This window comes from Bacillus sp. NS1, assembly GCF_058248265.1.
Map to the genome: position 1 here is coordinate 374044 of NZ_JBZAZF010000001.1, position 24973 is coordinate 399016.

24 protein-coding genes, 1 pseudogene and 2 other annotated features are annotated in these 24973 nt (G+C 44.8%); of the genes and pseudogenes, 15 read left to right on the forward strand and 10 right to left on the reverse strand.

Going from position 1 to position 24973, the window contains the following annotated elements; translation table 11 throughout:
- Positions 1 to 6: 6 nt before the first annotated feature.
- Positions 7 to 786, reverse strand: coding sequence for an NADPH-dependent reductase BacG (gene bacG / locus AC4CV5_RS01905; RefSeq protein WP_490922005.1), 780 nt, complete (start codon positions 784 to 786; stop codon positions 7 to 9).
- A gap of 132 nt (positions 787 to 918) precedes the next feature.
- Positions 919 to 1683 (reverse strand): hydrogen peroxide-dependent heme synthase, encoded by a 765-nt coding sequence (hemQ, locus tag AC4CV5_RS01910; protein WP_041906304.1) that lies wholly within the window; start codon positions 1681 to 1683, stop codon positions 919 to 921.
- A gap of 269 nt (positions 1684 to 1952) precedes the next feature.
- Between hemQ and pta the strand changes: the two genes are divergently transcribed.
- The 4 genes from pta to AC4CV5_RS01930 all read left to right on the forward strand — a co-directional run bounded on the left by pta (position 1953) and on the right by AC4CV5_RS01930 (position 5926).
- Positions 1953 to 2924, forward strand: a complete 972-nt coding sequence (gene pta / locus AC4CV5_RS01915) for a phosphate acetyltransferase (RefSeq protein ID WP_166847091.1) — start codon at positions 1953 to 1955, stop codon at positions 2922 to 2924.
- 146 nt (positions 2925 to 3070) lie between these two features.
- On the forward strand, positions 3071 to 3970 hold the full coding sequence (gene cysL / locus AC4CV5_RS01920) for a cysJI operon transcriptional regulator CysL (RefSeq protein WP_166847094.1): 900 nt from the start codon (positions 3071 to 3073) through the stop codon (positions 3968 to 3970).
- 47 nt (positions 3971 to 4017) lie between these two features.
- The gene (gene lipL / locus AC4CV5_RS01925) at positions 4018 to 4863 is read left to right on the forward strand and encodes an octanoyl-[GcvH]:protein N-octanoyltransferase (protein WP_490922006.1); all 846 of its coding nucleotides are present in this window, start codon (positions 4018 to 4020) and stop codon (positions 4861 to 4863) included.
- Positions 4864 to 5035: 172 nt separating this feature from the next.
- The gene (locus AC4CV5_RS01930; RefSeq protein ID WP_222142236.1) at positions 5036 to 5926 is read left to right on the forward strand and encodes a carboxylate/amino acid/amine transporter; all 891 of its coding nucleotides are present in this window, start codon (positions 5036 to 5038) and stop codon (positions 5924 to 5926) included.
- 143 nt (positions 5927 to 6069) lie between these two features.
- On the opposite strand, the gene rsfA is transcribed toward AC4CV5_RS01930, so the two are convergent.
- On the reverse strand, positions 6070 to 6849 hold the full coding sequence (gene rsfA, locus AC4CV5_RS01935; protein WP_248602287.1) for a prespore-specific transcription regulator RsfA: 780 nt from the start codon (positions 6847 to 6849) through the stop codon (positions 6070 to 6072).
- A gap of 212 nt (positions 6850 to 7061) precedes the next feature.
- Here rsfA and AC4CV5_RS01940 point away from each other — a divergent pair, with 212 nt between their 5' ends.
- From AC4CV5_RS01940 to AC4CV5_RS01960, 5 genes are all read left to right on the forward strand, one after another.
- Positions 7062 to 7286 (forward strand): YuzB family protein, encoded by a 225-nt coding sequence (locus AC4CV5_RS01940; protein ID WP_003222050.1) that lies wholly within the window; start codon positions 7062 to 7064, stop codon positions 7284 to 7286.
- A gap of 160 nt (positions 7287 to 7446) precedes the next feature.
- Positions 7447 to 8748 carry an HD domain-containing protein gene (locus AC4CV5_RS01945; RefSeq protein ID WP_166847106.1) on the forward strand — a complete coding sequence of 434 codons (1302 nt, stop codon included), beginning with the start codon at positions 7447 to 7449 and terminating at the stop codon, positions 8746 to 8748.
- Between the two features lie 35 nt (positions 8749 to 8783).
- Positions 8784 to 9284, forward strand: coding sequence for a YwgA family protein (locus tag AC4CV5_RS01950; protein ID WP_166847109.1), 501 nt, complete (start codon positions 8784 to 8786; stop codon positions 9282 to 9284).
- A 111-nt stretch (positions 9285 to 9395) separates the two neighbouring features.
- Positions 9396 to 9628 (forward strand) — a binding site (T-box leader).
- A gap of 30 nt (positions 9629 to 9658) precedes the next feature.
- Positions 9659 to 9880: a binding site (T-box leader), on the forward strand.
- Between the two features lie 52 nt (positions 9881 to 9932).
- The gene (gene thrS, locus AC4CV5_RS01955; protein WP_222142235.1) at positions 9933 to 11849 is read left to right on the forward strand and encodes a threonine--tRNA ligase; all 1917 of its coding nucleotides are present in this window, start codon (positions 9933 to 9935) and stop codon (positions 11847 to 11849) included.
- 119 nt (positions 11850 to 11968) lie between these two features.
- Positions 11969 to 12388 (forward strand): MarR family transcriptional regulator, encoded by a 420-nt coding sequence (locus tag AC4CV5_RS01960; protein ID WP_222142234.1) that lies wholly within the window; start codon positions 11969 to 11971, stop codon positions 12386 to 12388.
- Positions 12389 to 12430: 42 nt separating this feature from the next.
- Here AC4CV5_RS01960 and thmT read toward each other — a convergent pair whose 3' ends face one another.
- Complete coding sequence (gene thmT, locus AC4CV5_RS01965) at positions 12431 to 12619, reverse strand: 2-hydroxymuconate tautomerase (protein WP_003222038.1); 189 nt, start codon at positions 12617 to 12619, stop codon at positions 12431 to 12433.
- Between the two features lie 108 nt (positions 12620 to 12727).
- On the opposite strand from thmT, the gene AC4CV5_RS01970 reads away from it, so the two are divergent.
- Together AC4CV5_RS01970 and AC4CV5_RS01975 are read left to right on the forward strand one after the other, a co-directional pair.
- On the forward strand, positions 12728 to 13387 hold the full coding sequence (locus AC4CV5_RS01970; protein ID WP_166847118.1) for a site-2 protease family protein: 660 nt from the start codon (positions 12728 to 12730) through the stop codon (positions 13385 to 13387).
- Positions 13388 to 13399: 12 nt separating this feature from the next.
- Positions 13400 to 13918 carry a YwhD family protein gene (locus AC4CV5_RS01975; RefSeq protein ID WP_166847121.1) on the forward strand — a complete coding sequence of 173 codons (519 nt, stop codon included), beginning with the start codon at positions 13400 to 13402 and terminating at the stop codon, positions 13916 to 13918.
- Between the two features lie 236 nt (positions 13919 to 14154).
- Here AC4CV5_RS01975 and AC4CV5_RS01980 read toward each other — a convergent pair whose 3' ends face one another.
- Entirely contained in the window at positions 14155 to 16230 is a 2076-nt protein-coding gene (locus AC4CV5_RS01980) for a transglycosylase domain-containing protein (RefSeq protein WP_166847124.1), read from the reverse strand.
- Positions 16231 to 16432: 202 nt separating this feature from the next.
- Between AC4CV5_RS01980 and speE the strand changes: the two genes are divergently transcribed.
- Positions 16433 to 17263, forward strand: a complete 831-nt coding sequence (speE, locus tag AC4CV5_RS01985) for a spermidine synthase (RefSeq protein ID WP_166847127.1) — start codon at positions 16433 to 16435, stop codon at positions 17261 to 17263.
- 60 nt (positions 17264 to 17323) lie between these two features.
- Positions 17324 to 18196 (forward strand): agmatinase, encoded by an 873-nt coding sequence (speB, locus tag AC4CV5_RS01990; protein ID WP_166847130.1) that lies wholly within the window; start codon positions 17324 to 17326, stop codon positions 18194 to 18196.
- Positions 18197 to 18227: 31 nt separating this feature from the next.
- Here speB and AC4CV5_RS01995 read toward each other — a convergent pair.
- The 3 genes and pseudogenes from AC4CV5_RS01995 to AC4CV5_RS02005 all read right to left on the reverse strand — a co-directional run bounded on the left by AC4CV5_RS01995 (position 18228) and on the right by AC4CV5_RS02005 (position 19981).
- A pseudogene (locus AC4CV5_RS01995) lies at positions 18228 to 18632 on the reverse strand (YbaK/EbsC family protein).
- A gap of 100 nt (positions 18633 to 18732) precedes the next feature.
- Positions 18733 to 18852: a PhrC/PhrF family phosphatase-inhibitory pheromone gene (locus AC4CV5_RS02000; RefSeq protein ID WP_166847133.1), complete on the reverse strand. Its 120-nt coding sequence runs from the start codon at positions 18850 to 18852 to the stop codon at positions 18733 to 18735.
- The gene (locus tag AC4CV5_RS02005) at positions 18836 to 19981 is read right to left on the reverse strand and encodes a response regulator aspartate phosphatase (protein ID WP_166847136.1); all 1146 of its coding nucleotides are present in this window, start codon (positions 19979 to 19981) and stop codon (positions 18836 to 18838) included. The genes AC4CV5_RS02000 and AC4CV5_RS02005 overlap by 17 nt, the downstream gene beginning before the upstream one ends.
- A gap of 227 nt (positions 19982 to 20208) precedes the next feature.
- Here AC4CV5_RS02005 and AC4CV5_RS02010 point away from each other — a divergent pair, with 227 nt between their 5' ends.
- Both AC4CV5_RS02010 and AC4CV5_RS02015 read left to right on the forward strand, forming a co-directional pair.
- A complete protein-coding gene (locus AC4CV5_RS02010; RefSeq protein WP_490922007.1) occupies positions 20209 to 21570 on the forward strand; it encodes a YncE family protein in 1362 nt (453 codons plus the stop codon).
- A gap of 38 nt (positions 21571 to 21608) precedes the next feature.
- Positions 21609 to 22985, forward strand: coding sequence for a YncE family protein (locus AC4CV5_RS02015; RefSeq protein WP_490922008.1), 1377 nt, complete (start codon positions 21609 to 21611; stop codon positions 22983 to 22985).
- A 5-nt stretch (positions 22986 to 22990) separates the two neighbouring features.
- Here the strand turns inward: AC4CV5_RS02015 and AC4CV5_RS02020 are convergent, their stop codons facing one another.
- Positions 22991 to 23692 (reverse strand): bacteriocin biosynthesis protein AlbG, encoded by a 702-nt coding sequence (locus AC4CV5_RS02020; protein WP_166847144.1) that lies wholly within the window; start codon positions 23690 to 23692, stop codon positions 22991 to 22993.
- A complete protein-coding gene (locus tag AC4CV5_RS02025) occupies positions 23689 to 24972 on the reverse strand; it encodes a M16 family metallopeptidase (RefSeq protein WP_326222294.1) in 1284 nt (427 codons plus the stop codon). The genes AC4CV5_RS02020 and AC4CV5_RS02025 overlap by 4 nt, the downstream gene beginning before the upstream one ends.
- Between the last annotated feature and the right edge of the window lies 1 nt (position 24973).

Below are 24973 nucleotides of genomic sequence, written 5' to 3' on the forward strand. Positions count from 1 at the left end.
GATTTTTTATATGCTTTTCATGCTGCCGCCGTCCGCGGAAATTTGCTGTCCTGTGATATAGGAAGCTTCCTCAGATGCGAGAAACGCGGCGAGCGATGCGGTTTCTTCAGCTGATCCGACACGTTTCATCGGAATCCCGGAAGCAATCTGTTCTTCTGCTTCTTGTTTGGATATGCTGTTCTTTTTCATCACACTTTCCACAAATTGATGGTAACGGTCTGTAGCGATAAAACCAGGATTCAGGCAGTTGACAGTAATGTTGTGAGGAGCTAGCTGGATGGAAATATTCTTACTGGCGTTAATTAAAGCAGCATTCATCATACTGTTCGTGAACATATTGGCGCCGGGTTCTTTCCACAGATTTCCGACAATGTTGATGATTCTGCCAAACTCGTTTTGTTTCATCAGTGAGGCGGCGCGCTTGATAGCGTCAATATAGGCGACGGTTTTCTGTGTAAACGTAGCCGTCATATCCTCTATATTACAATTATCAAATGTGTCAGGTGAGCCACCCGGGATATTATTAATCAGAACATCAAGCCGTCCGCATTGAGATTGGATTTTTTGAAAAATGTCGGCTCTCGTATGCTGGTCAGACATATCACCCGCAAGGACAATGACACTCGCTTCAGGATGCTTGGCCAAAATGTCTTCTTTGACAGGTTCAATATTGTTCAAGTTTCGTGAATTAATGACGACGGAAAAATGCTGGTCTGCTAATTTCAGAGCGGTTGCTTTTCCAATCCCTTGACTGGCTCCCATAATAAATGCGGTTCGTTTTGACAAATAACTGCACCCCTTTGAAAAAATTGGATTATTATCTACATCGTAAGAAAAAACGGATAAAATAGCAAATTTTATTTAAATTCTGATAAAGGAGGGTCGAAAAACTCCCGCCGATTAGGGCGGGAGGAGATATTATACATATAGGAATTGAGGAAGCGTATCAAGCGAAAGGCGGTTGCCGACAAAGAATGAACCAAATTCGCCGTAGCGAGCGCTGACTTCGTCAAAACGCATTTCATATACAAGCTTTTTGAATTGAAGCACATCATCACTGAATAATGTAACGCCCCATTCGTAATCGTCAAAGCCGACTGAGCCTGTGATGATCTGTTTGACTTTGCCCGCATAGCTGCGGCCGATTAAGCCGTGGCTTCTCATCAAGTTTCTGCGTTCTTCCATTGAAAGCATATACCAGTTGTCGTTGCCGGATCTTCTTTTATCCATTGGATAGAAGCATACATATTTTGATTCAGGCAGTTCAGGGTAAAGGCGCGCACGCACATGCGGATTTTCGTAAGGGTCGCCGTCACCGCTTGCCAAGTAGTTGCTTAGCTCTACCACTGATACGTAGGAGTAAGCCGGAATGGTGAACTCAGCAAGTCTTGATTTGTTGAATTCGAGCTCAATTTGATTTAATTCTTCCATTGTAGGACGAAGAATCATCAGCATAAAATCTGCTTTTTGGCCGACGATGCTGTAAAGGGTCTGCGATCCTTTTCCTTCTTTTTGGGCTATACCCCATTTTTCAAGCAATCCTGTGAATTCATGTATGATAGATTGGCGCTCATCACTGGACAGCAGCTTCCAAGAAGTCCAGTCCATTGTGCGGAAATCATGAAGCGCATACCAGCCGTCAAGCGTTTTCGCCGCTTCATTGGTCATTTGCTGTTCACTCATTTATCTTCACTCCTATTATCTTTTCATGATTGCCTTCACTATATCATAGTTTATCCGATTCTACTGTGGAGAAACCTTGAACATCCCTTTCGTATAACTCCATAAAAATAAGAGAAGCTATAAGGAAAGAATGAGTCACTTAAATTAATTAGAAAAATAAGATTTTTTTATGAAAGCGCTATAATGAAAGTTGGCTGTTTGAATTTGATTGGAAGAAGAGTATGCTAGTAAAAGAAAGCGTTTTTGTAACATTTTGAGGAGGTTTTATTGTGGCAGATTTATTTTCAACAGTGCAAGAAAAAGTAGCTGGAAAAGACGTTAAAATTGTATTTCCTGAAGGCTTAGACGAGCGTATTTTAGAAGCGGTCAGCAAGCTTGCAGGAAACAAAGTGCTGAATCCGATTGTGATCGGCAATGAAAATGAGATCCAAACAAAAGCAAAAGAACTGAACCTGGCGCTAGATGGCGTTGAGATTTATGATCCTCATACATATGAAGGCATGGAAGACCTTGTACAAGCATTTGTAGAACGCCGTAAAGGCAAAGCAACAGAAGAACAGGCTCGAAAAGCATTATTAGATGAGAACTACTTCGGTACAATGCTGGTGTACAAAGGGCTTGCACACGGACTTGTTAGCGGAGCGGCTCATTCAACAGCCGACACTGTCCGTCCGGCTCTTCAAATCATCAAAACAAAAGAAGGCGTGAAAAAAACTTCCGGCGTGTTCATCATGGCTCGCGGAGAAGAGCAATACGTATTCGCAGATTGTGCGATCAATATTGCGCCTGACAGCCAAGATCTTGCCGAGATTGCGATCGAAAGTGCCAATACGGCAAAAATGTTCGACATTGAGCCTCGCGTGGCAATGCTCAGCTTCTCTACAAAAGGCTCAGCAAAGTCTGACGAAACAGAAAAAGTAGCGGATGCTGTGAAAATCGCGAAAGAAAAAGCGCCTGAACTGACACTTGACGGCGAATTCCAATTCGATGCTGCATTTGTTCCATCCGTAGCGGAGAAAAAAGCGCCGGATTCCGAGATCAAAGGGGACGCTAACGTATTCGTATTCCCAAGCCTTGAAGCAGGAAACATCGGCTATAAAATTGCTCAGCGTTTGGGCAACTTTGAAGCGGTAGGACCAATCCTGCAAGGTTTAAATATGCCTGTAAACGACCTTTCAAGAGGATGTAACGCTGAAGATGTTTACAATCTCGCATTAATCACAGCGGTGCAAGCTCTGTAAGAAAAATGAAGACGATGGCAGCTCTCTTCCGGAGGGCTGCCTTTTTTGCGTCTCCGTATAGCCTTCTTTACCAAGACAGATGATATGAGTACAATAAAGAAAACTGATCATAACCATATATTTTATTAATGACAGGGGTGGGGTTTTTGTATTACGACGTGCTGAAAACGTTTATAGCGGTAGTAGAAGAAAAAAACTTCACAAAAGCGGCGGAAAAGCTGATGATCTCCCAGCCCAGCGTCAGTCTGCATATCAAAAATCTTGAGAAAGAATTTCAAACCGCTCTTTTGAACCGGTCGCCAAAACACTTTACGACAACGCCGACAGGAGACATTTTGTATCAAAGAGCAAAGCAAATGGTATTTCTCTACGAGCAAGCCAAGGCCGAAATCTATGCGCATCATCACTATGTGAAGGGCGAATTGAAAATAGCTGCCAGCTTTACGATCGGAGAGTATATTCTTCCGCCGCTTCTGGCCCAGCTGCAAAAGCTGTATCCAGAGCTGAACCTCGATGTCATGATCGGAAATACAGAGGAGGTCAGCGAGCGTGTGCGGATGCTTCAGGCTGATATCGGACTGATTGAAGGACATACAAACGAGAATGAACTGGAAATTGAACCGTTCATGGAGGATGAAATGTGCATTGCCGCGCCGAACCAGCATCCGCTGGCCGGACTGAGAGATATTTCGATCAGCGACTTGCAAAACGAAGCATGGGTGACAAGGGAAAAAGGCTCCGGAACGAGAGAATATCTCGATCATGTGCTCAGCTCAAACGGACTGCGGCCGAAGTCGATGTTCACCATCAGCAGCAATCAAGGGGTAAAAGAAGCGGTCATCAGCGGCATGGGGCTGTCTGTTCTATCCAGAAGCGTGCTGCATAAGGATTTGATCCACCGTGAAATTTCAATTCTCCATATAAAAGATTTCTCGTTAAAGCGCAAGCTGTCTTACATTCATTCTCCTCTCATGGAGAATACAAAAAATAAAGAAATTTTTATTACGATGCTAAAAAGCAATTATCAATCACAGCGGCTGAAATGATATAATAGTTTTCGTTCATAAGCCTAACATGAAAGGGTTTTACATAGATGGCAAACCAACCGATTGATTTACTGATGCAGCCGACATGGAGAGTCATTGACCAATCCAGTCTCGGCCCTTTATTTGATGCGAAGCAATCCTTCGCAATGGATGATACGCTGTGCATGTCCGTCGGAAAAGGCGTGTCGCCGGCGACAGCGCGCTCATGGGTGCACCATAATACGATTGTCCTTGGAATACAGGATACGCGTCTCCCGTTTTTGCAGGATGGAATCTCCTTGCTGGAAAACGAAGGATACCGTGTGATTGTACGCAATTCCGGCGGTCTGGCAGTCGTTTTGGACGAGGGCGTTTTAAATATTTCTCTCATCTTCGAGGACGAAAAGAAAGGCATCGATATAGACAAAGGATATGAAGCGATGGTTGAGCTGATGAGACGGATGCTGAAACCGTACAATGCAAAGATCGAAGCCTATGAAATTGAAGGATCATATTGTCCCGGCAGCTATGACCTCAGCATAAATGGCAAAAAATTCGCCGGCATCTCTCAAAGACGCGTTCGCGGCGGAGTTGCTGTTCAAATTTATCTATGCGCGGATAAAAGCGGCAGTGAAAGAGCTGACTTGATCAGACGATTCTACCAGGAGGCGCTGAAGGACAAACGAAATGATAAAAAAGGCGTCTACCCGGAGATACGTCCGGAAACAATGGCGTCTTTAAGTGAGCTACTGCAAACAGACATCTCTGTACAAGACTTAATGTTCGCTTTACTGACAGAATTAAAAGCGTTAAGCACTCACCTTTACTCAGCAGGACTGTCCATTGATGAGGAAGTGGAATTTGAGAAAAACCTTGTCCGGATGGCTGAGCGGAATGCAAAGGTGTTTGGGTGAACGTTCTCCGCATGCCAGCCGTATCCGGGCGGCATGCATTTTTTATTTCAAGCGGTATTTTATCCCCCAACAATCTTATTTTTAGATAAATCCTTCTTATATACAGATAACCATGACAAAAAGAAAAACGATAAAATGACATCAGCATCCATAATACAAAGGGGAGAGGCAGATGAAAGGGAATGTTTACAGCCTGTTTGTGCTGATTGCGGCTTTCTTCTGGGGAACCACGGGAACCGTTCAGGCGATGGCTCCGGAAGGCTCCACACCGCTGGCATTCGGAGCGTTCAGATTATTAATAGGAGGAAGCGCGATGCTGGTTGCGGTATGGATCAGCCGGGAGCTTCACGTGAAAAATTGGTCATGGCCGCTCGTGTTATCGGCAGCGATTTGTATGGCGTGTTACCAGCCGCTGTTTTTCACAGCCGTTAAAGAAACCGGAATCGCTGTGGGGACTGTGATTGCGATCGGCAGTGCGCCTATCATTGCCGGAAGCATGGAGTGGGCCGTATTGAAAAAACGTCCGCGAAACTCTTGGTGGATCGCGACTGTGCTGGCTTTAGCCGGTTGCTGGCTCCTGTTTTCCGATGGTTCCAATGTTCGGATTGATGTTGCTGGCGTTCTTATGGCGCTCGGAGCGGGTGCTTCTTTTGCGGGCTACACGCTCATCAGTAAATCGATGATGAAAACTCAGCCTCCGCGAGCGACTTCCGCCGTTGTCTTTATGATAAGCGCCATCCTATTGACGCCGCTTTTATGGCAGTCAGATGTCTCGTGGATATTGACCCCGAGAGGATTGGGAACGAGCCTTTACATCGGTTTAATAGCAACATGCGCCGCATACTTCTTGTTTGCGAAAGGGCTTACTGGGGTTCCGGCCTCGGCGGCGGTCACGCTGTCTTTAGCTGAACCGCTGACGGCCTCATTGCTGGGCGTGTTTTTCATAGGTGAAATGCTTTCACTTTCCTCGTGGCTCGGCATTGCACTGATGATGCTTGGGCTTCTGGTCATTTCCGCTGTGCCTCGGAAACAAAAAGCGGCCGAGGCAGCTCACATGTCTTAATAGATTCACATAAGCTTGGCCTCATTTTACAAGAATAGCGAGGTTCGATGCAAAAAGTTAAAATCCTCTTTTCTCTATAGAAAAGGGGATTTTGCACATGGCGAAAATCCCAAAACCAGCTGCTGTTTTGGGATTTTTCTAACTTACTCTGCCATTTTTTCTAAATTGCCGTTTCGGTCCATTTTGAAGGACGGAGAGGCATGTTCATCTTCTTCAAATAAAACTAGCTTTCTGGCTCTATTCATAATTTTCACCAAGGTTTCATAATCTTCTTGGATCGTTTTTTGGTCTTTTTCAAGCTTTTGTACTTCTGCCTCAAGCTGTTCCGTTTTGCTTTGCAATTCCTGATTTTCTTTCTTTAAACGCTCATTTTCCATTTTTAAAGCTGATGATTGCTCGTTATTGCCATCGTAATTCTGCAGGAAGCGGATCACATCATTCATTGTCATCTCAGGCGCAGCTGCAGGTGTTTGGGGAGACAATAAGTGTGATAGACTAGCTAACTCTTCCTTAAAGCTTTCATCTACAAAAGGCATGTGTTCGCCTGACATTAAAGGCTGCTGCTCATTCTCAGCTGATGGTGCGTCTGTTTTAACCGGCTCCTCTGCAGCGGAATCTTGAATGATTTCAGGATCAACCGCAGGAGGCTGATATAATAGCCTTTTTTTCGCAGACTGTCCGTTTCCGAGCGCTCTCATCCGCTGTTTTCGCTGTTTTTTCGCAAGCTGCAGCGCTTTTTCATATTGGTGGCGGACTACCGCGTTCCATCTGAATCCGCAGGCTGCAGATGTCCGGTTTAATTTATCGCCGACTTCTTCAAAGGCGTTCAGCTGAGTGCTGCCCTCCCTTACATGCCGAAGCACTGTTTCGGCTAAAAGCAGATCATTTTCTTCTGACCAAGCGTCTTGTCGCTGTTTTGTCATTTATCTCAACTCCCATTTTTCTTTTCATGGTATTAGAATGTCCAGGTTGGAAAATATTTATACAAGTTGGCTGAAAGAATAGGAGATACGAAGGATGGAGCGGCTTGCAGGAACAGTCGAATCCTTGTAAAATGAAGAGTGATGTGATTTTTTTGAAAAGCATTTTAGGTTATTCACATAGATGAACATAGAAATGAAGGGAAGCGTACGTCATGGCTAATGAATTTCGAGTGTGTGATGATTGCCAAGCCACTAATATCAAAACCTTGCTGCCGCGTTTAAAAGAAGTGGACCCGGACGCAAAGGTTGAGGTAGGATGCCAATCTTATTGCGGGCCCGGACGGAAAAAATCATTTGCTTTTGTGAACAATCGCCCGCTGTCAGCTCCGACAGAGGATGAGCTGATTGACAAAGTAAAAAAGAAAATAAAAAAGTAAAAACATATTTTTCTTAGCCTAGGCCTTCGGGTCAGGCTTTTTTGCTTCACATCATGTGTTTTTCGTGAAGATGGAACAAATCGCCGGGCAAATTCAAGGATGTTTTCAAAGAATAGAGTCGATATAATAGAAACACGGCTAAAAAAAAGAGGGAATGACGATGGCGTATCCAAATGGAAAATTATCAGAAGAAAAAGTGTTTAAAGATCCGGTGCACCGCTATGTTCATGTACGGGACAAGCTGATATGGGATTTGATCGGGACCCGTGAATTTCAGCGTCTCCGCAGAATCAAGCAGCTCGGCACGACGTATTTGACGTTCCATGGCGCTGAGCACAGCCGGTTCAACCATTCTCTCGGTGTCTATGAAATTGTCAGGAGAATGGTTGATGACGTCTTTAAAGGCCGCCCTGAATGGGATGACAGTGAGCGCGAACTCTGTTTGGCCGCGGCGCTGCTTCATGATCTCGGGCACGGGCCGTTCTCGCATTCATTTGAAAAAGTCTTTCACCTTGACCACGAAGATTTTACAAGAGATATCATTTTGGGGGATACAGAGGTCAATCAGGTGCTTAGAAAAGTGAGCCCTAGTTTCCCGCAGGATGTTGCTGAAGTCATTGCCAAAACATATAAAAACAAGCAAGTGGTCAGCCTGATTTCGAGTCAGATAGACGCAGACCGCATGGATTACCTGCAGCGCGACGCTTATTATACGGGCGTCAGCTACGGCCATTTTGATATGGAGCGGATTCTTCGGGTGATGCGCCCGCGCGAGGATCAGATCGTCATTAAAGAAAGCGGGATGCACGCTGTCGAAGACTATATCATGAGCCGCTATCAAATGTATTGGCAGGTGTATTTCCATCCTGTGACAAGAAGCGCAGAGGTTATTTTAACGAAGATTCTTCACAGGGCGAAGCAGCTGCACGATGAAGGCTATGTCTTCACTCACGCTCCGGTCCATTTCTATTCTATTTTTGAAGGGAAATTGACACTGGAGGATTATGTGAAGCTGGATGAATCTATTATTTTGTATTACTTCCAGGCCTGGGAGGATGAAGAAGATTCGATTCTATCCGATTTGTGCCGCAGATTCATTAACCGCCAGCTGTTCCAATACGTTGAATTCAATCCGAATGAAGAAATGTCGGCTTATTTTGAGCTGACCTCATTGTTCAAAGAGGCGGGAATCGATCCGAGCTATTATTTGGTCGTTGATTCTTCTTCAGATCTGCCATACGATTTTTACCGTCCTGGAGAGGAAGAGGAGCGTCTGCCGATCCATCTCTTGACGCAAAACGGCCAAATTAAAGAGCTGTCCAGACAATCGGCTATTGTGGAATCCATCTCCGGAAAACGGCGGACGGACCACAAGCTGTACTATCCGAAGGACCTGATTTGTGACGGCTCTGAACATCCGGAAGCGAAAATGAAAATCCGGCAGCTGCTGGGACTGACATAGAAATTGGAAAGAAGGAAAAAGGAGATGTCGGGAATTTGTTGAAAGAACATGCAAAACTGATGAAGGTGTTCTCGGATTCTGGAGAAATCATCGGGCGGAAGAAGCTGCAGAAAATGATTTATATCGCAAAGAAAATGCAGTTTCCTTTCTATGAGAAATATGATTTTCACTTTTACGGACCGTATTCAGAGGAACTGACGCTCCAGATTGAAGAGCTGTGCAACCTTGGATTTCTGCATGAGGTGAAGGAAAAAAAGGGCGGCTACTTTCAATACCGTTATTCCCTGACTGAGACAGGCTCTGAATTTTTAGACCATGCTGATTTAGATATGCCAGATATCAAAGGGTATATCGAAAGTGTAAACAACCGTTCATCACGATTTTTAGAGCTGGTTTCCACGATCCTTTACTTTGACGGGCTTGAGGATGAGGAAAAGAAAGAAAAAGTCTTTACAATCAAAAGCAAGCAAAAGTATACAAATGAAGAATATGACGAAGCGCTTCAATACATAGAGGAACTGAAGCAGATTTGTTAACCATACCAAGCAAAAGAAATGAACCGTTTCTTTTGCTTTTTTTAACAAAACAGATTGCTGTATCAGGAAATGTATTGTAAAATATATGAAATACCAAACGATCAGTAATGTATACAGGCGCTGATAAGGACATGAGATGCTTTTTACGGTTTCCAGAGAGGGAAGGACAGCTGAGATCTTCCTAACGCAGGGAAAGCAGCTTACCGCCTTTGAGCCGTATCGGGGAAATCAAGTATCTGATACCGTCATGCTGCGTTACAGCACCTTAAAGCCGATACACTTACTATATGTGTTGATCGGGAATTTGGGTGGAACCACGGATAATAAACACATTCGTCCCTTTTAGAGGGATGGGTGTGTTTTTTTATAACTAAATACATGCAATGAAAAGGACATGAATAATCATTACGGTTTTCAGAGAGGGAAGGAAAGGTGAGAGCTTCCCAGCTTAGGATGATCATTTACCGCCTTGGAGCAGCATTGGGGAATTAAAGTATCCAATGCCGTCTATGCTGCGTTACAGCACCAAGCCGACAACATAGCGTTTGTCGGAAATTTGGGTGGAACCACGGGTTAATCACACACTCGTCCCTTACAGCGGGACGGGTGTGTTTTTTTATATAAACAATTATGAAGGAGTGTTTAAAAATGAGTAAACATGTACACATTCAGCTTCCGGACGGACAGATCAAGGAATATCCGAAAGGCATCACAATCAAAGAAGCAGCTGGTTCTATCAGTTCCAGTCTGCAAAAGAAGGCGGCAGCGGGTCAGGTTAACGGCAAGCTCGTCGATCTCAGTTTCAAGCTGGAGGAGGATGCTGAGCTTTCGATTATCACACTTGATTCCCAAGAAGGCTTGCAGGTGCTTCGCCACACATCAGCGCACGTACTGGCTCAAGCGGTGAAACGTCTGCACGGCGAAGTGTCATTGGGGATAGGTCCAGTGATTGAAGACGGCTTCTACTATGACATGAAGCTTGAGCAAAGCTTGACATCAGGAGACTTAGAAACCATCGAAAAAGAAATGAAAAACATTATAAATGAAAACTTGGAAATTAAACGAATTGAGGTTTCCTACGAAGAGGCTGAAGAGCTGTTTGCCAAAAAAGGTGAGCCGTTTAAGCTGGAGATTTTGAAGGATATTCCGCGCGGAGAGGATATCTCGCTGTATCAGCAGGGAGAATTCATTGATCTGTGCCGCGGGCCGCATCTTCCTTCTACAGGAATGATCAAGGCGTTCAAACTGACAAGATTATCGGGCGCTTATTGGCGCGGAGACAGCGAAAATGAAGTTCTGCAGCGGGTGTACGGGGTTGCGTTTCACAAGAAAAAAGATCTCGATGCGCATCTGCATATGCTGGAAGAAGCGGCAAAACGAGACCACCGCAAGCTGGGCAAACAACTAGGGCTGTTTATGTTTTCTGAAGAAGCGCCGGGGATGCCGTTTTACTTGCCGAAAGGGCAGATTGTCCGCAATGAACTGGAACGCTTCTCGCGTGAGCTGCAAACAAAGGCCGGCTACGATGAGGTGCGTACGCCGTTTATGATGAATCAGCGGTTATGGGAGCAGTCAGGACACTGGGACCATTATCGCGACAATATGTATTTTTCAGAAGTGGATGATACAAGTTTCGCAATGAAGCCGATGAATTGTCCCGGACATATGCTCATCTTTAAAAACAGCCTATATTCGTATCGGGATCTGCCGATTCGCATGGCGGAATTTGGCCAGGTGCATCGCCATGAATACAGCGGCGCTCTAAACGGAATGCTTCGCGTCCGGACGTTCTGCCAGGATGACGCCCATATCTTTGTTCGGGAGGATCAGATTGAGAGTGAGATCAAAGAAGCGATTGGATTGATTGATGAGGTATATCGTACATTTAGCTTCGAGTATTCTGTCGAACTCTCGACTCGCCCGGAGGATTCGTTAGGCGATGACAGCCTTTGGGAAGCTTCGGAACGTGCCTTGGCAAACGTCCTTGAGGAGCTCGGTCTGCCTTATGAGATCAATGAAGGCGATGGAGCGTTTTACGGTCCGAAAATTGATTTTCACATAAGGGATGCCCTGAAACGAAGCCATCAATGTGCGACAATTCAGCTTGATTTTCAAATGCCGGAAAAATTTGATTTAACATATATTAATGAACACAATGAAAAGGTTCGTCCTGTTGTCATACACAGAGCGGTATTCGGCTCAATCGACCGTTTCTTCGGCATTTTAATCGAGCATTTCGGCGGGGCATTCCCAGCCTGGCTCGCACCGATTCAGGTTCAAATCATACCGGTTTCGCACGTTCATTTGGACTATTGCAGAAAGGTGCAGGCAGAGCTGAAGCAGCTGGGGATAAGAGCTGGCATTGATGAGCGCAATGAGAAGCTGGGCTACAAAATCAGAGAGTCACAGGTGCAGAAAATCCCGTACGTGCTGGTGCTAGGGGATCATGAAGAACAGGAAGGCGCAGTAAACGTCCGCCAATTCGGAGATCAGCAGAATGAACACGTTCCTTTTCAGACGTTTAAAGATAACCTTGTCAAACAGGTGAAAAATCGAAGGATCTAGGAGAAAAGCTGTGAATTCTCATTTTGCTTTTTTGACTTTCCCTATCCGGAATCAGTAAAATAATAAGTAAATCATATCGTTCGTATGTTATGAATGCATCTCGAAATGGGGAAATCTACATGGACCATGACAAACTGGAAGCAAATTTGCTGGATCACGCACTTACAAAATATTTGAAAAGCACGAAGCAATTAGATGAAGCCACCGTTCCGAAACACGTAAATAATGTAAGAGGATTTATTTTGCGGATCATATACAGACATGGGAGCTGCACCATAAAGGATATTCTGAAGGAAGTCACACTGTCTCCCTCTGCCACAACAACCGCTCTGAACCATTTAGAACAGGAGGGGTTTATTGAGAGATCCAGAAATAACAATGACCGCCGTACTGTATGGATTACGCTTTCTGAATCGGGCCGGGGAGCGGCTGAGCAAATGATCGAAAACCGCCAGCAGCTGATTGACGGCATGTTTGAACGTTTGACAGCCGAAGAGAAAAAGACATTCTTAGCGATTATTGAGAAGCTGACCCAATAGGAATAGAAAAAGCCGGTGCGCAAAGCCCCGGCTTTATAGAGACTATTCCATATCACTCAGGCGTTTGCCTGCGACGGCATAATGGTCTTTTCTCATTTCTTCTATAAATACAACAATTTTTTCTTCAGAAGCACCTGTAGTTTCCTTTACAGCTTCTGTTACTTTCTCGACAAGATTGCGTTTTTGCTCGTCTGTACGGCCTTCGAGCATTTTGACGGTTACGTATGGCATGGGTGCTGAATCCTCCTTTATCTCGTTTCCTCTCTTTAGAAAAAGAGGCTTCTTATAGTATACTGAATAAAGTAAATTCTTGCATTTTTAGAAAGAGGGATATCTCACTTGGACCGTTTTTTATATTATCCGTTATCTTTAATGCCATACCTCGTCATCACGTTAATTGTGTCGTTTACGATGCACGAGCTTGCCCACGCTTATGTCGCATACAAATTCGGTGACGATACGGCGAAAAGACAAGGAAGGCTGACGCTCAATCCCATTAAACACCTTGATCCGTTCGGAACCATTTTGATCTTGGTGGCCGGCTTCGGATGGGCGCGCCCTATTCCCGTTAATCGCCGCTTCTTTAAGAAACCGAGGCTTGCCGGTGTGCTCGTATCTATCGCCGGACCCGTCAGTAACCTGATTCTTGCGTTTATCGGTTTCTTTTTGTTAGTGTTGATGCATGCATACGGAATGGAGCTGTTTGCGGCGTTCAGCACGGGGCTGGATCAGTTTTTTTCCATTTGGATACAGCTGAACCTTGTCTTGTTTTTATTTAATCTGCTGCCGCTTCCTCCGCTCGATGGCTATCGGATTATTGAAGATCTAGTTCCGCCGGGGGTCCGTGCCAAGATGACGCAGGCGGAAAGCTACGGCTTTATCGTCTTTTTGGTTCTGTTTGTGACACCGCTCGGATCTTACGTGCTTTGGCCGATGCTCAATGCCGGAAGAGATTCGATTTTAAAGCTGTTTTCAGCAATATTTCAACCGCTTTTGTAGGAGGTAGAACTCATGGAAGAAAAAAAGAAAAAATCAATCGGGTTTAATATTATCAAAAGTGACCCGACAGACGGACACGGCGGCTTCGGTGTAGGGGCACTCAGCCTCGATAACATTTCTCCCGTATTCGTAGACGTAGAGGAAAAAGAAGCATTCGTTGATATTGGCGCCATGCACGCCCGCAGCACCGTTGAAAAAGGAATTAAATTTCTGCCGAATAAAGAAGAAGTTCCAAACGGCAAACCATACTGGCTTGTGTGGGTGACGATTGACAGAAGAGAAGAGGGGCCTTATTACGCAGGGGTGACAGCCTGTGAAATGACGGTCGACAGAAGCATCAGAAGAGGCTACAAATCGCTGCCTGAGCATGTGAATCTAATGGATAAATCAATGAAACGGAAAATTATCATTGATAAAATGGACGACAGCTCGAAGCGTGTGCTCGGCGAGTTTTTGAAAAATCATGATCAGGGCCTATGGGACCGGTCTTCAGATGAATTAAAAACAGGCCTGCTTCCGGAAAATAATTAATTTGTGAACTTTCTGTGAACTTTTAGAAAATTTGAACTATTTTTCGTAAACATTGAGTAAACTGGTGATACAGAAATAGGACATGGAAAATCCCGAGCCGAAACAAGACTCGGGGTTTTTCATTTTTAGGGAGATATGATGTCGAAACGGGTGACTGGATTTGATTGCGTAACATGGCTTCCATGGATGATGAAGGAACCATACGAATAACCCGGCCTCTGAGGAGCCGGGTTATTTCAATGATTCCGCCCCAGCCATTTGTCCCACCATTTTTTTGGGGAAGCGGGCTTCTCTTTGACTGGATGCAGCTCTTTTGTTTGTTTTGCTGGTTCTGCCCCATAGCATACGTTTGATGGCTCAGTGCCTTTCACAAAATACGTGTAATGTTTGGCTGCACAGCCGGGGCCGGATGTGTAGCCTGTTGCCGGATCAATATACACGCCGGTTACGCCTTTTGGCGGTTTGAATGCAGTTTCCGGTTCTCCTTTAAGCGCATCTTCCATGAAGTCAGCCCAAATCGTTTTGGCGTAGCTTTTTTCTTCGACCGAGTCAATGGTGCTGTTTTTGTCATAGCCGGTCCATACACCTGCGGCCAGCCTAGGATTGAAGCCGATCATCCAGCTGTCTGCGCTGGTGGTTCCTGATTTTCCCGCGTACGTTCTTGTCAGGCGGTTGGTGATCGTTCGTCCGGTTACCGACGTATAGCCGTTTAAATCCGTATCAAACATGCCTGTCATCATACTCGCCGTGACAAAGGCGGCTTTTTCATCAAGCACCTGTTTATGTTGATTCGGGTTTTCGTACAACACATGTCCTGCCGCGTCCGTAACTCTTGAAATAAAAGTCGGTTCGATTTTCTTCCCGCCATTTGCGAGCATGGCATAAGCGTTGACCATCTCAATCGGGCGAACGGGTTCGGTGCCGAGCGCCAGGGACGGCAGTGCTTGAAGATGTGCAGTGATGCCGAATTCCTTTGCTGCCTGTACGAGCTTATTCGTGCCTAGAAAGAGATGTGTTTTCACAGCGTAAATGTTGTCGGAAAGCGCCAGCGCCTGCAGAAGCGTAATCGGCTTGTTGGCGTAGTATCCGTTATAGTTGCTTGGAGAATAGGTTTCTCCCTTTGCATCAATTTGAAACTCAGTTTCTTCGCTCTTCATCAAGGTGACTGGCGTAAATCCGCTCTGAATCGCTTTATAGTACAGCAGCGGCTTGATCGTCGAAGCAGGCTGTCGCTTCGCCTGTGTCGTCCGGTCAAACGGGCTTTTTTGATAATCCCTGCCGCCGACAAGAGCGAGAACGTTTCCTGTGCGCGGATCAATGGCTGAAAATCCGACTTGAATGTCAGAGCCGGCGTTGACGGTTTCGGTAATGGTCTCCTCGGCGATGCGCTGCATCCGTTTATCTACTGTTGTATAAACGTTTAACCCGCTCGTTTCAATTTGTTCCCGCGTCATGCCGAGCTTTTTCTCCAGCTCTCTCATCGCATTGTCATAGAAATAAGGGGCCTTTCTCTTGGAAACTTGTTTATTCAAAGGCTGATAGGAAAGAGGTTCCTTGATCAGTTCATCCGCTTTCCTATGGCTGATCATTCGCTGTTTTTCCATCATCCGCACAATCGTTTTCTGGCGCTCCTTGGCCTTTGTTTCATTGACATACGGCGAATAGCCGGAAGGGCCTTTCGGGATCCCCGCCAATAACGCGGCTTCCGCATCCGTCAGGTTTTTCGCATGCTTGCCGAAATACAGGCGGGAGGCGGCTTCAATGCCGTAGGCGCCGTGGCCGTAGTAAATCGTATTTAAATAGCCTTCTAATATCTCGTCCTTAGAATAGTTCTGTTCCAGACGGATTGTGTAGAACGCCTCATTCCATTTCCGTTTCCACGTTTTATCGTGTTCAAGGTATAAGTTTCTCGCATATTGCTGGGTGATGGTGCTTGCGCCCTGAACCTTGGCAAATGCTTTCAGGTCAGCAAGCGCCGCACCCGCCATACGTTTATAATCAAAGCCGTGATGATCGTAGAAATTCTGGTCTTCAACCGCCACTGTCGCTTTTACAATCGTCGGATTCATGTCCTTTAAGGGGACCCAATAGCGCTTTTCGCCGTAATTCGTTTCCCCGAGCTTTGAGCCGTCACTCGCATACAAAATCGTGGATTGCGGCACTTGCACCGAGGGAGCGCCCTGGTATTTGGCTATCAAAATGACAGTCATAAACACAGCAGCTGCCGCCAAGGCCGCCAAAGCCCCTAAAAAGATAAAGGCGCGAACGGTTTTCAGCGTCAGTCTAAGCCGTTTATTTGTCATTGCATCCACAACGGGTTCCCCCTTTTTTTATGTTTCTACTATTATGAGAAAAAAAGACCGTTTTTAAACATCGCAGAACAAGGACGTATCTTTACTTTTTCCCCGTCATCCTCTATACTTTTTCCTTAGGTGAAAATGAGATTTCAACCGAGAATAAAAGCTGATAAGACGCTTACAATAAATGAATACAGCCTTGAAAGGGAGATGACAATTGAGCGAACTTTGGTACACAGAGAAGCAGACAAAAAACTTTGGCATTACATTGAAGGTTAATAAAACGTTACATACAGAACAAACGGAGTTTCAGCATTTAGAAATGGTGGAAACAGAAGAGTTCGGCAACATGCTGTTTTTGGACGGCATGGTGATGACATCTGAAAAAGACGAATTCGTTTACCACGAAATGGTGGCGCATGTTCCATTATTTACGCATCCAAATCCGGAGCACGTTCTTGTTGTCGGCGGCGGTGACGGCGGCGTCATCAGAGAAATCCTGAAGCATCCGAGCGTGAAAAAAGCGACACTTGTTGATATTGACGGCAAGGTCATCGAATACTCTAAAAAATTCCTTCCTTCTATTGCAGGTAAACTGGATGACCCGCGCGTTGAGGTGCAGGTGGATGACGGATTTATGCACATTGCGAAATCTGAAAATCAATATGACGTGATCATGGTTGATTCAACTGAACCTGTCGGACCTGCTGTAAACCTGTTTACAAAAGGATTCTACGCGGGAATCGCGAAGGCGCTGAAAGAAGACGGCATTTTCGTCGCTCAGACGGACAACCCATGGTTTACACCGGAATTAATCACAAATGTACAGCGCGACGTGAAGGAAATCTTCCCGATTACGAAACTGTATACGGCGAACATTCCAACATATCCAAGCGGTTTGTGGACATTTACAATCGGCTCGAAAAAATATGATCCGCTTGCAGTGGAAGACAGCCGTTTCTTCGATATTGATACGAAATATTACACAAAAGATATTCATAAAGCGGCGTTTGTTCTGCCGAAATTTGTGAGTGACCTGATTAAATAATGAAGGTATGGCGCAGGAGCGAATCTTGCGCTTTTTTACAGGAAAGCGAGGGTATTATAGATGAGATTTGATGAAGCTTATTCAGGAAAAGTATTTATCGCGAGCCGTCCCGAGTGGGAAGGGGCGGACGCCATCCTTTACGGCATGCCGATGGACTGGACGGTCAGCTATCGTCCAGGCTCACGCTTTGGTCCAAGCAGAATTCGCGAGGTGTCAATCGGCCTTGAAGAATACAGCCCGTATTTAGACCGTGATCTGGCCGACCTGAACTTCTTTGACGCCGGCGACATTCCGCTGCCGTTCGGAAATCCGCAGAGAAGTCTTGATATGATTGAAGAATATGTGGACAGCATTTTAGAAAAAGGGAAATTCCCATTGGGCATGGGCGGAGAGCACCTCGTGTCATGGCCTGTCATTAAAGCGATGTACAAGAAATATCCTGACCTTGCGATTATCCATTTTGACGCACATACAGATCTTCGCGTTGATTATGAGGGGGAACCGCTTTCTCACTCTACGCCGATCCGCAAAGCGGCAGAATTGATCGGACCGCAAAATGTGTATTCATTCGGAATCCGTTCCGGCATGAAGGAAGAGTTTGAATGGGCGAAGGAAAACGGCATGCACATCTCTAAATTTGAAGTGCTTGAACCGCTGAAAGAAGTGCTTCCGAAACTTGCAGGCCGTCCGGTATATGTCACAATCGACATTGACGTATTAGACCCTGCGCACGCACCGGGAACAGGAACGGTTGACGCCGGGGGGATCACGTCTAAAGAACTGCTTGCATCCGTCCATGAAATCGCGCGTTCAGAAGTAAACGTGAAGGGCGCTGATTTAGTGGAAGTCGCACCGGTATATGACCACTCAGAACAAACGGCAAACACAGCCAGCAAAATCATCCGTGAGATGCTGCTTGGGTTTGTGAAATAAGTAAACATCCAGACTATGTCTGGATGTTTTTTTATTCCCAGTCTTTGCAAACATCAATCCACTTTTTTGAGAAAGAAATTCGAATAATTCTTCCAGTGTTAATTCAATAGCGGAGTTTGACGCATGCGGGGAAAACAGTCTCAAACCGTTTCAGCGATACAACAAGATAAACCTCAAGATCATGAGCCAATCCAAACGGGCAAACTCCTCCAATTTCATGGCCTGTCTGCTCCAGTACCTCATTAGGAGAGAGCATTCTTGCTTTAAAGCCAAATGTTTGCCTGAACTTTTTGTTGTCGATCTTGGCGATCCTTGCCGGAATCACGCCGATCGTCTCAGCCGCTTGTTCAACTGTCGCGCTTGACGTTTCGAACTCCATGACATCATTTTCTCGATGCCACTGTTTAAAGTGGGTTTTCACACTTTCCAGAGATATAATACCTTGCATCCTCTCCAATGATGTATTGAAAAAATGATAGCGTGGAATGGAAGGCTGGGAAAAGAGGGGACAAAAAAACCGCCGATGGACGGCGGGTTTAGATCATGGCGCGTTGTGCAACATCAAAATGTTCTGTTGATGAATTTGATACTTCGACTGTGATAAATAGAGCACTCACAGCTAAACAAGCGAGTAATAATTTATACTTCCATTTCATATAAATTCACCCCCCCTTGAATGTGCTGTCTTGCCTCTTCAACCTTTAAAAAGTAATTAGATGCTTTTTTGTAATCTTCCTGCTGATGATAATATTTAGCAACATCAAGTGCGAAGTCTTCAATATCAGCATACATCATTTTACTTTCAAGAAATACAAAACATTTTTCTATCCGATCCTCATCTGGTCCAGACAAGTATAAAGATTCCAAAAATTCAAACTCCGTTAAGTACACAGTGTCTCCCGCTGCTGTTGAATATTCTTTTCCTTTTATATGATATTCACAAGCGTTATCCATCTTACCTAATTTAAAATAAATTTGTGTAATGAGGAAAAAGGCTTGTGGCAGAGAAGGGAGCATTTTAGATCTTTCAAATACTTGAATAGATTTTTTTACATACTCGATCGCTGATTCAAAACTGTTTTGATTTTGCTTGCAGAGCGCTATGTTATAAAGCGTTCTTCCCATTAATTGGGGCTGCTGCTCTGCTTCAGCAAGTGAGTAAGCTTTTTGAAAATGGGCAATTGCTTTCTCATATTGTTTTAAATCCAAAAAGTTAGCTCCGAATAAGGACTGGCATTGAATCATTCTAATATCATACGTAGTCTGTTCACTGTATATTTCGAATGCTTGACGTGCATAGTCCATGGAGACATAAGTTTGTTTCATATAGTAATAGACTTCTGACATTTTGAAAAAGAATTCAGCTTTATCAATTTTGTCTTTTACAAAAATCAGTTTGCTCTCTGCTTTTTTAAAAAACTGAATGGCTAATACATATTCACGGCGTTCCAGTTCATACATGCCTCTGAAGAAATTAAAGTAGTACTCAAGCAGCCCAGTTAAACGAGCCTGTTTTTTATCAATCTCAAGCAGCAAATCAGACAGTCTAGGCTGTTCCTCAATCCTCATTTTTTCTAATGGTTCAAGGTACTCAAGCATCAGGTTGTGCCGAAACTCCATCAGTGAATAGTACAAATGAAGATCTTGATCTTCTCCCATTTGATCCAGCTCTTGTTTGATTTCTCTTCGCAAATATTCTGCATCGGGTATGCTGAATCGGCGTATGTACATATACCATTCGTTAATCTTTTCTCCGACGGAAGAAGAAGATATGACACTTGTCACGTTTGCAAATCCCTCCCTTCATTATTCTATATATGTCATATTTTATCATCATCATTCTTATGAGAAGCGCAAAAAAACCGCAATCTTTTCTTTCGTTACACCGCATGTTGAGGATATATTTCAAAAAGAAGCTTTTACCCTCGGCAATTTGTACAAGCAAACACAACAACCTTCCATATTCTGTTATATCTGCGCGAGCAGTGTATGTCTAAAAAGGAAGTGAAGGTATGAGAAAAAACAAGCTTTCCTTTAAAGAAAAAGCAGAAGCCGCACAGGAAGAATGTTTATGTTTTTGTGAGGGAGAAACAAGCCGCGAAGCCATGTTTCAAGCACCGATTGAATTGCCTGAGGGGTTTGTCGTTGATCCGGCTGAAGCTGTTGCAAATGTCACGTGGAATGCAGACAGCCTTTCTTGTGTCAGTGAACGTTGCTTAATTCAGACAGGACCTGAGCCTGATGAGGTCGGTGTCCAATTTGCAGTGCGCCTGCAGGGAACCGTTACGCTTCTCGTCAGTGTCTCACCTGTGCGAAATCAATATGGACAAGGGAACGGGGCTGTTTCCGTTATTCACAATGCAGAGATCAACCAAATCGTCTATTACTCTGATGAACCGGAGGATTGCCCGGATTTCAGTGACATCACGATCGAGAACCTTGTTGTTGTTCCGCCCTTTTACGGCAGTCCTTTATCTGTGACGGGAACGATTGTGCTTGTACCAGAAACGGAACCCGAACCCGTTTATGCGTTTACAGCGAATCCAAGTGATCAATCAGTTTCTGTGATTAATACAAACACTCATACTGTTGTGACGAAGATTGCTCTTCCGTACCGGCCGACAGGTATTGAAATAACTCCAGATAAAAGCTCTGTGTTTACTTTACATCCCAACAATAATGTGATTTCTGTCATCGATTATGACACATTAACAGTGACAGCATCTATTTTGCTGGATCAGCCGCCTCGATCGATTAGATTTATCCCTAATCATGAATTTGCTTATGTTTTCGCCGGTACTGTGATTTATGTGATTGGAATTGATACGTTAGCTGTGGATAGGTCGATTCCTGTGGAGGGGTATGATATTGCAATTGATCCCAATGGGTTATTCGCCTATGTTCTTAATTTTGGTATAGTGCAAAAAGTGGACCTATCCACCGGTGAAGTCATAGGAACGATTGAACGAGACCTTATCGTATCATCCATAGAAACAGATTCTCCGGAGCGGTATGCGTATGTATTAGAACAAGAATTCTTATTCAATTATCTGACGGTTATTGATTTAAATTCGTTTACGCTCAGCAATACCCAAGAGCTGGAGCCTGACGGCCAATATGTAATGTTTACGAGTGGATCAGAGGTGTATTTACATGACAGCTTCACTGGCAATTTATATTCTGTCAGTCCGAATGGAGCAGGCGTTATAGGAAATGTTCCACAATCAGCAAGAGACTATGCGTTTACCCCGAATGGCGAATTTCTGTATGCAACTCATGTTCTGGAGCAGAGCATCACTGTTTACAACACGGATGATTACTCTGTGGAGACTGTCATATCTCTTGGGGTTTCACCGGGAGCTATCACGATTTAATCAACTGCATGCTGTGCATTTCAAAAGGACGTGAAATCATGAAAAAGAATGATCTTTCTGCTTTACAGGAAAATTGTTTCTGTTTTTGTGATGAGGAAATCAGCCGAGAAGCACCATTTCAAGTGCCGATTGACATTCCGGAGGGGTTCACTGTTGATTCTGCCGAAGCAGCTGCGGCGGTTACATGGAGTACAGATCATTTATCATGTATCAGTGAGCCTTGCTTAATCCAGACTGGACCGGAAACAGAAGATATCGGTGTTCGATATGCTGTGAGAGTACAAGGGACCGTTACGCTTCTTGTCAGTGTGTCGCCTGTACGAAATCAATATGGACAAGGGAATGGGTCGGTTTCTGTGATTCATACTGAAGAGATTGATCAAGTCGTTTATTATGCAGCACAGTTTGACCGCTGTCCTGATTTCAGTCAAATGACAGTGGAAGATCTTCTCATTGTGCCGCCTTTCTACGGCAGTCCGCTCACGGTGACCGGGACACTTGTTTTCCCGCCATCGCCAGACCCTCAATCGTATGTCTTTACAGCTAATTCAGGGGACAGCACAGTTTCGGTCATTGATGCGGCAGCTAACATTGTTGTTGCAACTATTCCTTTTACGTCTGTGCCAACTGATCTGGGGGTCACGCTAGATAAAGCTTATACGTATGTCCTCCATGGAAATACTAATCTAGTTTCTGTGGTTGATCATCAAACATTAACCGTGGCAAATACAATAACCGTCGGCACTGGGCCGAGAAAGATTCAATTTGATCCTGCAGGAGAATTGGCATATGTGATGACTGCCGGCTCTATTTATACGATTGATCTTGCGCTTCAGGCAGTCAGTGATGTTTTTTCAGTACCCGACGCCGCAGACTTTGCCCTAGATCCAAATGGGCAATTTGTCTATACTGCCAATACGAGTAGTTGGTCGGTTGATAAATTTGATGTGAATACCGGCCAGTTGGTAGCAAGTATCATCAATACGTTTGAATATCCTAGTTTAATTCAAACCCCTTACGCTGGTAATTTTGCTTACGTGATGAATGGTGAACTATGGCCGAAGGGTGTAACGGAAATCAGTTTGTCACCGTTATTCAGAGGAGAAGACTTTGACCGTCAATTTGAAACTCTGAGGACGATTGTATTTTCTCCGGATAGCACTAGAGCTTATTTTTTAGAGCCTTATAGTGTACCGTTTCTTATTGATAATTTATATGTCGTTGATACCGCTACACAAAACATCATTGCAAACGTATCATTTCCTAATGCTTTTGAGTTAACCGTAACACCCGACAATCAGTACATTTATGCGGCACAGCCCAACGACAATACTGTGACTGTGTACCGCACGAGTGATTATGCAGCCGTGACGGTGATTCCGGTTGGTACGGGTCCGTCAGCGATTGCGATGTAGCTATTTTATAGATCAAGAGAAGCGGTGTTGCGATAAGAGAATCGGTTATAAATAAATGATCCGATCTGCTGGATCGCAGCCAGAATGATCAGAAACAGCAGTTCACTTATGGTAAAACTGAGCATCCACCAAATCCCGGCTCCTGCCAGCGCCCCCGCAAGAATTTTTTTGAATAGGGTGCCATGCTGGAAAAGCTGCAGCAAGTACGTTCGCATGTAAAACAATAAATACAAAATCAGTAACACCGCAAGTCCCATTGAAACGGCAGAGGGCGCATGAAGGCGGAAAGGGATGGCTTTGACGATTTCGAACATGCAGCCGAATATGAGGACTTGGCATAATACAGCAGCCATCACGTATGTTTGGCGGATGTTTTTATAGCTGTTACGCAGCGATTTGACATCTTCTGCATAGCGGCTGCACAATCTGTGATGCTGGAAGTCACAGCAGCTTTGATGAGACTGTGTGAGTTTCTGAAAAGCTGCTGTCATGTTTTTCACGGATTTGGTGACATAGTGAAGGTAGAGAAAAGCGGGCAGCATCAGAACGGAAGCAATACAAGCCAGCAGTCCGAGCCGCAAAGCATCATTATTAATTATCTGTACATATTGCGCTGCGGCTTCGGCAACGGCCTGAACCCAGCCGAAGGAATAAGCCGCCATACCCACGAGCAGTAACAATACGGTAAAGAAAGCGCTTTTTGTCATTGTCCGATCGCCTCTTTCTGAGAAACGTGAATGACCGCTTTTTTAGAAGATGCCAATACATCAATGAGAGACAAGAAATCCTGACTATTCATATCATGAATGATTCTGTACATGTCGAGAAATGTGCAATCGCACCTGTCACACTCGGCCGCCCATTCGAAACATTTACGAACATAATCGCTGTCATAAATGATCGCGTCCGTCAAAGAATCCTTGCCGTATTGGAGCCAGGCCGCAATCTGTTGTTTTTGCTGTGTGACAAAGTAGGAAGCGACATCGATATAAGCCGAAGAATGCGCCCCTTGACTGTGAAGGATCAAAAAACCGCCATCCTCATATATGTGAGCCTCAGCTGATAAGCAGTCGATTTCCATTCGGTACGTTTGCTGAATCTCTTGAAAAAAAGGTGAATCTAATTGAAATAGAATACGTGATGCGATGTCCCAATAAAGCCTTAATGTCAACAGATCGTTTTGCTCGGGAATTGCGCCGACCTGTAATCCGGTCCATGTGTCTTCCATCCGCTCCTCATCACCCAGCACCATTTTTTGTGAGAGGGATGGTGGAGGGCATGCGGAGATGATTCTTCTTTCTGCTTTATGATCTGGGCGCTTTTCCAGCCGGAGGTGAGGAGGTAAAAGGGTTTCTGTGTCTTCTGAGCCTCCAATCAAAAACAGCGTCATCCGCCGGGGCTGATAGGCGGCCTTGTAGGCTTTTTGTAAATCACGAATGTCCAGCGCCTCAATATCCTCGATTCTGCCTGCGGGGAAGACGGCAGCAGGTGAGGCGGGAGAAAGCATGCTGATCAGCTGATAACGGTAAGAGAGCTGATGATTGAGGTGTGCTGTTTGAATTTCGCTTATAATCACAGCTTTTTCCTGAGTGATCATCTTCTTGTCAAATGAGTGGTTCCATAGCGCATCAAGCAGGATGGGGATCGTCTGTCTGAGCCGATCCGGCAATGCGGTAAACATGAAATTGGTATCAGTGTAGGTGGTAAACGCGTTTAAAAGCGCGCCATGCGCAAAAAAATCACTGTACAGATTGCGGCCATTGTGCCAGAAAAGAAGATGCTCTAAAAAATGCGCTGTGCCATACGGAAGAAGCGTGTCGTCTGATTCTGCCTGTAAGCAGACATCCCGGCTTCCAAAATCGATTTTCACATTGCACAGCCGCAGATGGGCGGGGGGGAATTTTAATCTGAATATTCTCAGCCCGCTGTCTGTGTATCTGATATCGGTTCGTTCATCCAGCTGTTGAAAAAAGGCCTTCTTTTCCATC

Excerpts from the sequence above, each read along its gene's own strand:
- hemQ (WP_041906304.1), bottom strand. The coding sequence starts at position 1,683 with ATGAGTGAACAGCAAATGACCAATGAAGCGGCGAAAACGCTTGACGGC.
- lipL (WP_490922006.1), top strand. The coding sequence starts at position 4,018 with ATGGCAAACCAACCGATTGATTTACTGATGCAGCCGACATGGAGAGTC.
- AC4CV5_RS01930 (WP_222142236.1), top strand. The coding sequence starts at position 5,036 with ATGAAAGGGAATGTTTACAGCCTGTTTGTGCTGATTGCGGCTTTCTTC.
- rsfA (WP_248602287.1), bottom strand. The coding sequence starts at position 6,849 with ATGACAAAACAGCGACAAGACGCTTGGTCAGAAGAAAATGATCTGCTT.
- AC4CV5_RS01940 (WP_003222050.1), top strand. The coding sequence starts at position 7,062 with ATGGCTAATGAATTTCGAGTGTGTGATGATTGCCAAGCCACTAATATC.
- AC4CV5_RS01945 (WP_166847106.1), top strand. The coding sequence starts at position 7,447 with ATGGCGTATCCAAATGGAAAATTATCAGAAGAAAAAGTGTTTAAAGAT.
- thrS (WP_222142235.1), top strand. The coding sequence starts at position 9,933 with ATGAGTAAACATGTACACATTCAGCTTCCGGACGGACAGATCAAGGAA.
- AC4CV5_RS01960 (WP_222142234.1), top strand. The coding sequence starts at position 11,969 with ATGGACCATGACAAACTGGAAGCAAATTTGCTGGATCACGCACTTACA.
- thmT (WP_003222038.1), bottom strand. The coding sequence starts at position 12,619 with ATGCCATACGTAACCGTCAAAATGCTCGAAGGCCGTACAGACGAGCAA.
- AC4CV5_RS01975 (WP_166847121.1), top strand. The coding sequence starts at position 13,400 with ATGGAAGAAAAAAAGAAAAAATCAATCGGGTTTAATATTATCAAAAGT.
- speB (WP_166847130.1), top strand. The coding sequence starts at position 17,324 with ATGAGATTTGATGAAGCTTATTCAGGAAAAGTATTTATCGCGAGCCGT.
- AC4CV5_RS02000 (WP_166847133.1), bottom strand. The coding sequence starts at position 18,852 with ATGAAATGGAAGTATAAATTATTACTCGCTTGTTTAGCTGTGAGTGCT.
- AC4CV5_RS02010 (WP_490922007.1), top strand. The coding sequence starts at position 20,209 with ATGAGAAAAAACAAGCTTTCCTTTAAAGAAAAAGCAGAAGCCGCACAG.
- AC4CV5_RS02015 (WP_490922008.1), top strand. The coding sequence starts at position 21,609 with ATGAAAAAGAATGATCTTTCTGCTTTACAGGAAAATTGTTTCTGTTTT.
- AC4CV5_RS02020 (WP_166847144.1), bottom strand. The coding sequence starts at position 23,692 with ATGACAAAAAGCGCTTTCTTTACCGTATTGTTACTGCTCGTGGGTATG.
- AC4CV5_RS02025 (WP_326222294.1), bottom strand. The coding sequence starts at position 24,972 with ATGGAAAAGAAGGCCTTTTTTCAACAGCTGGATGAACGAACCGATATC.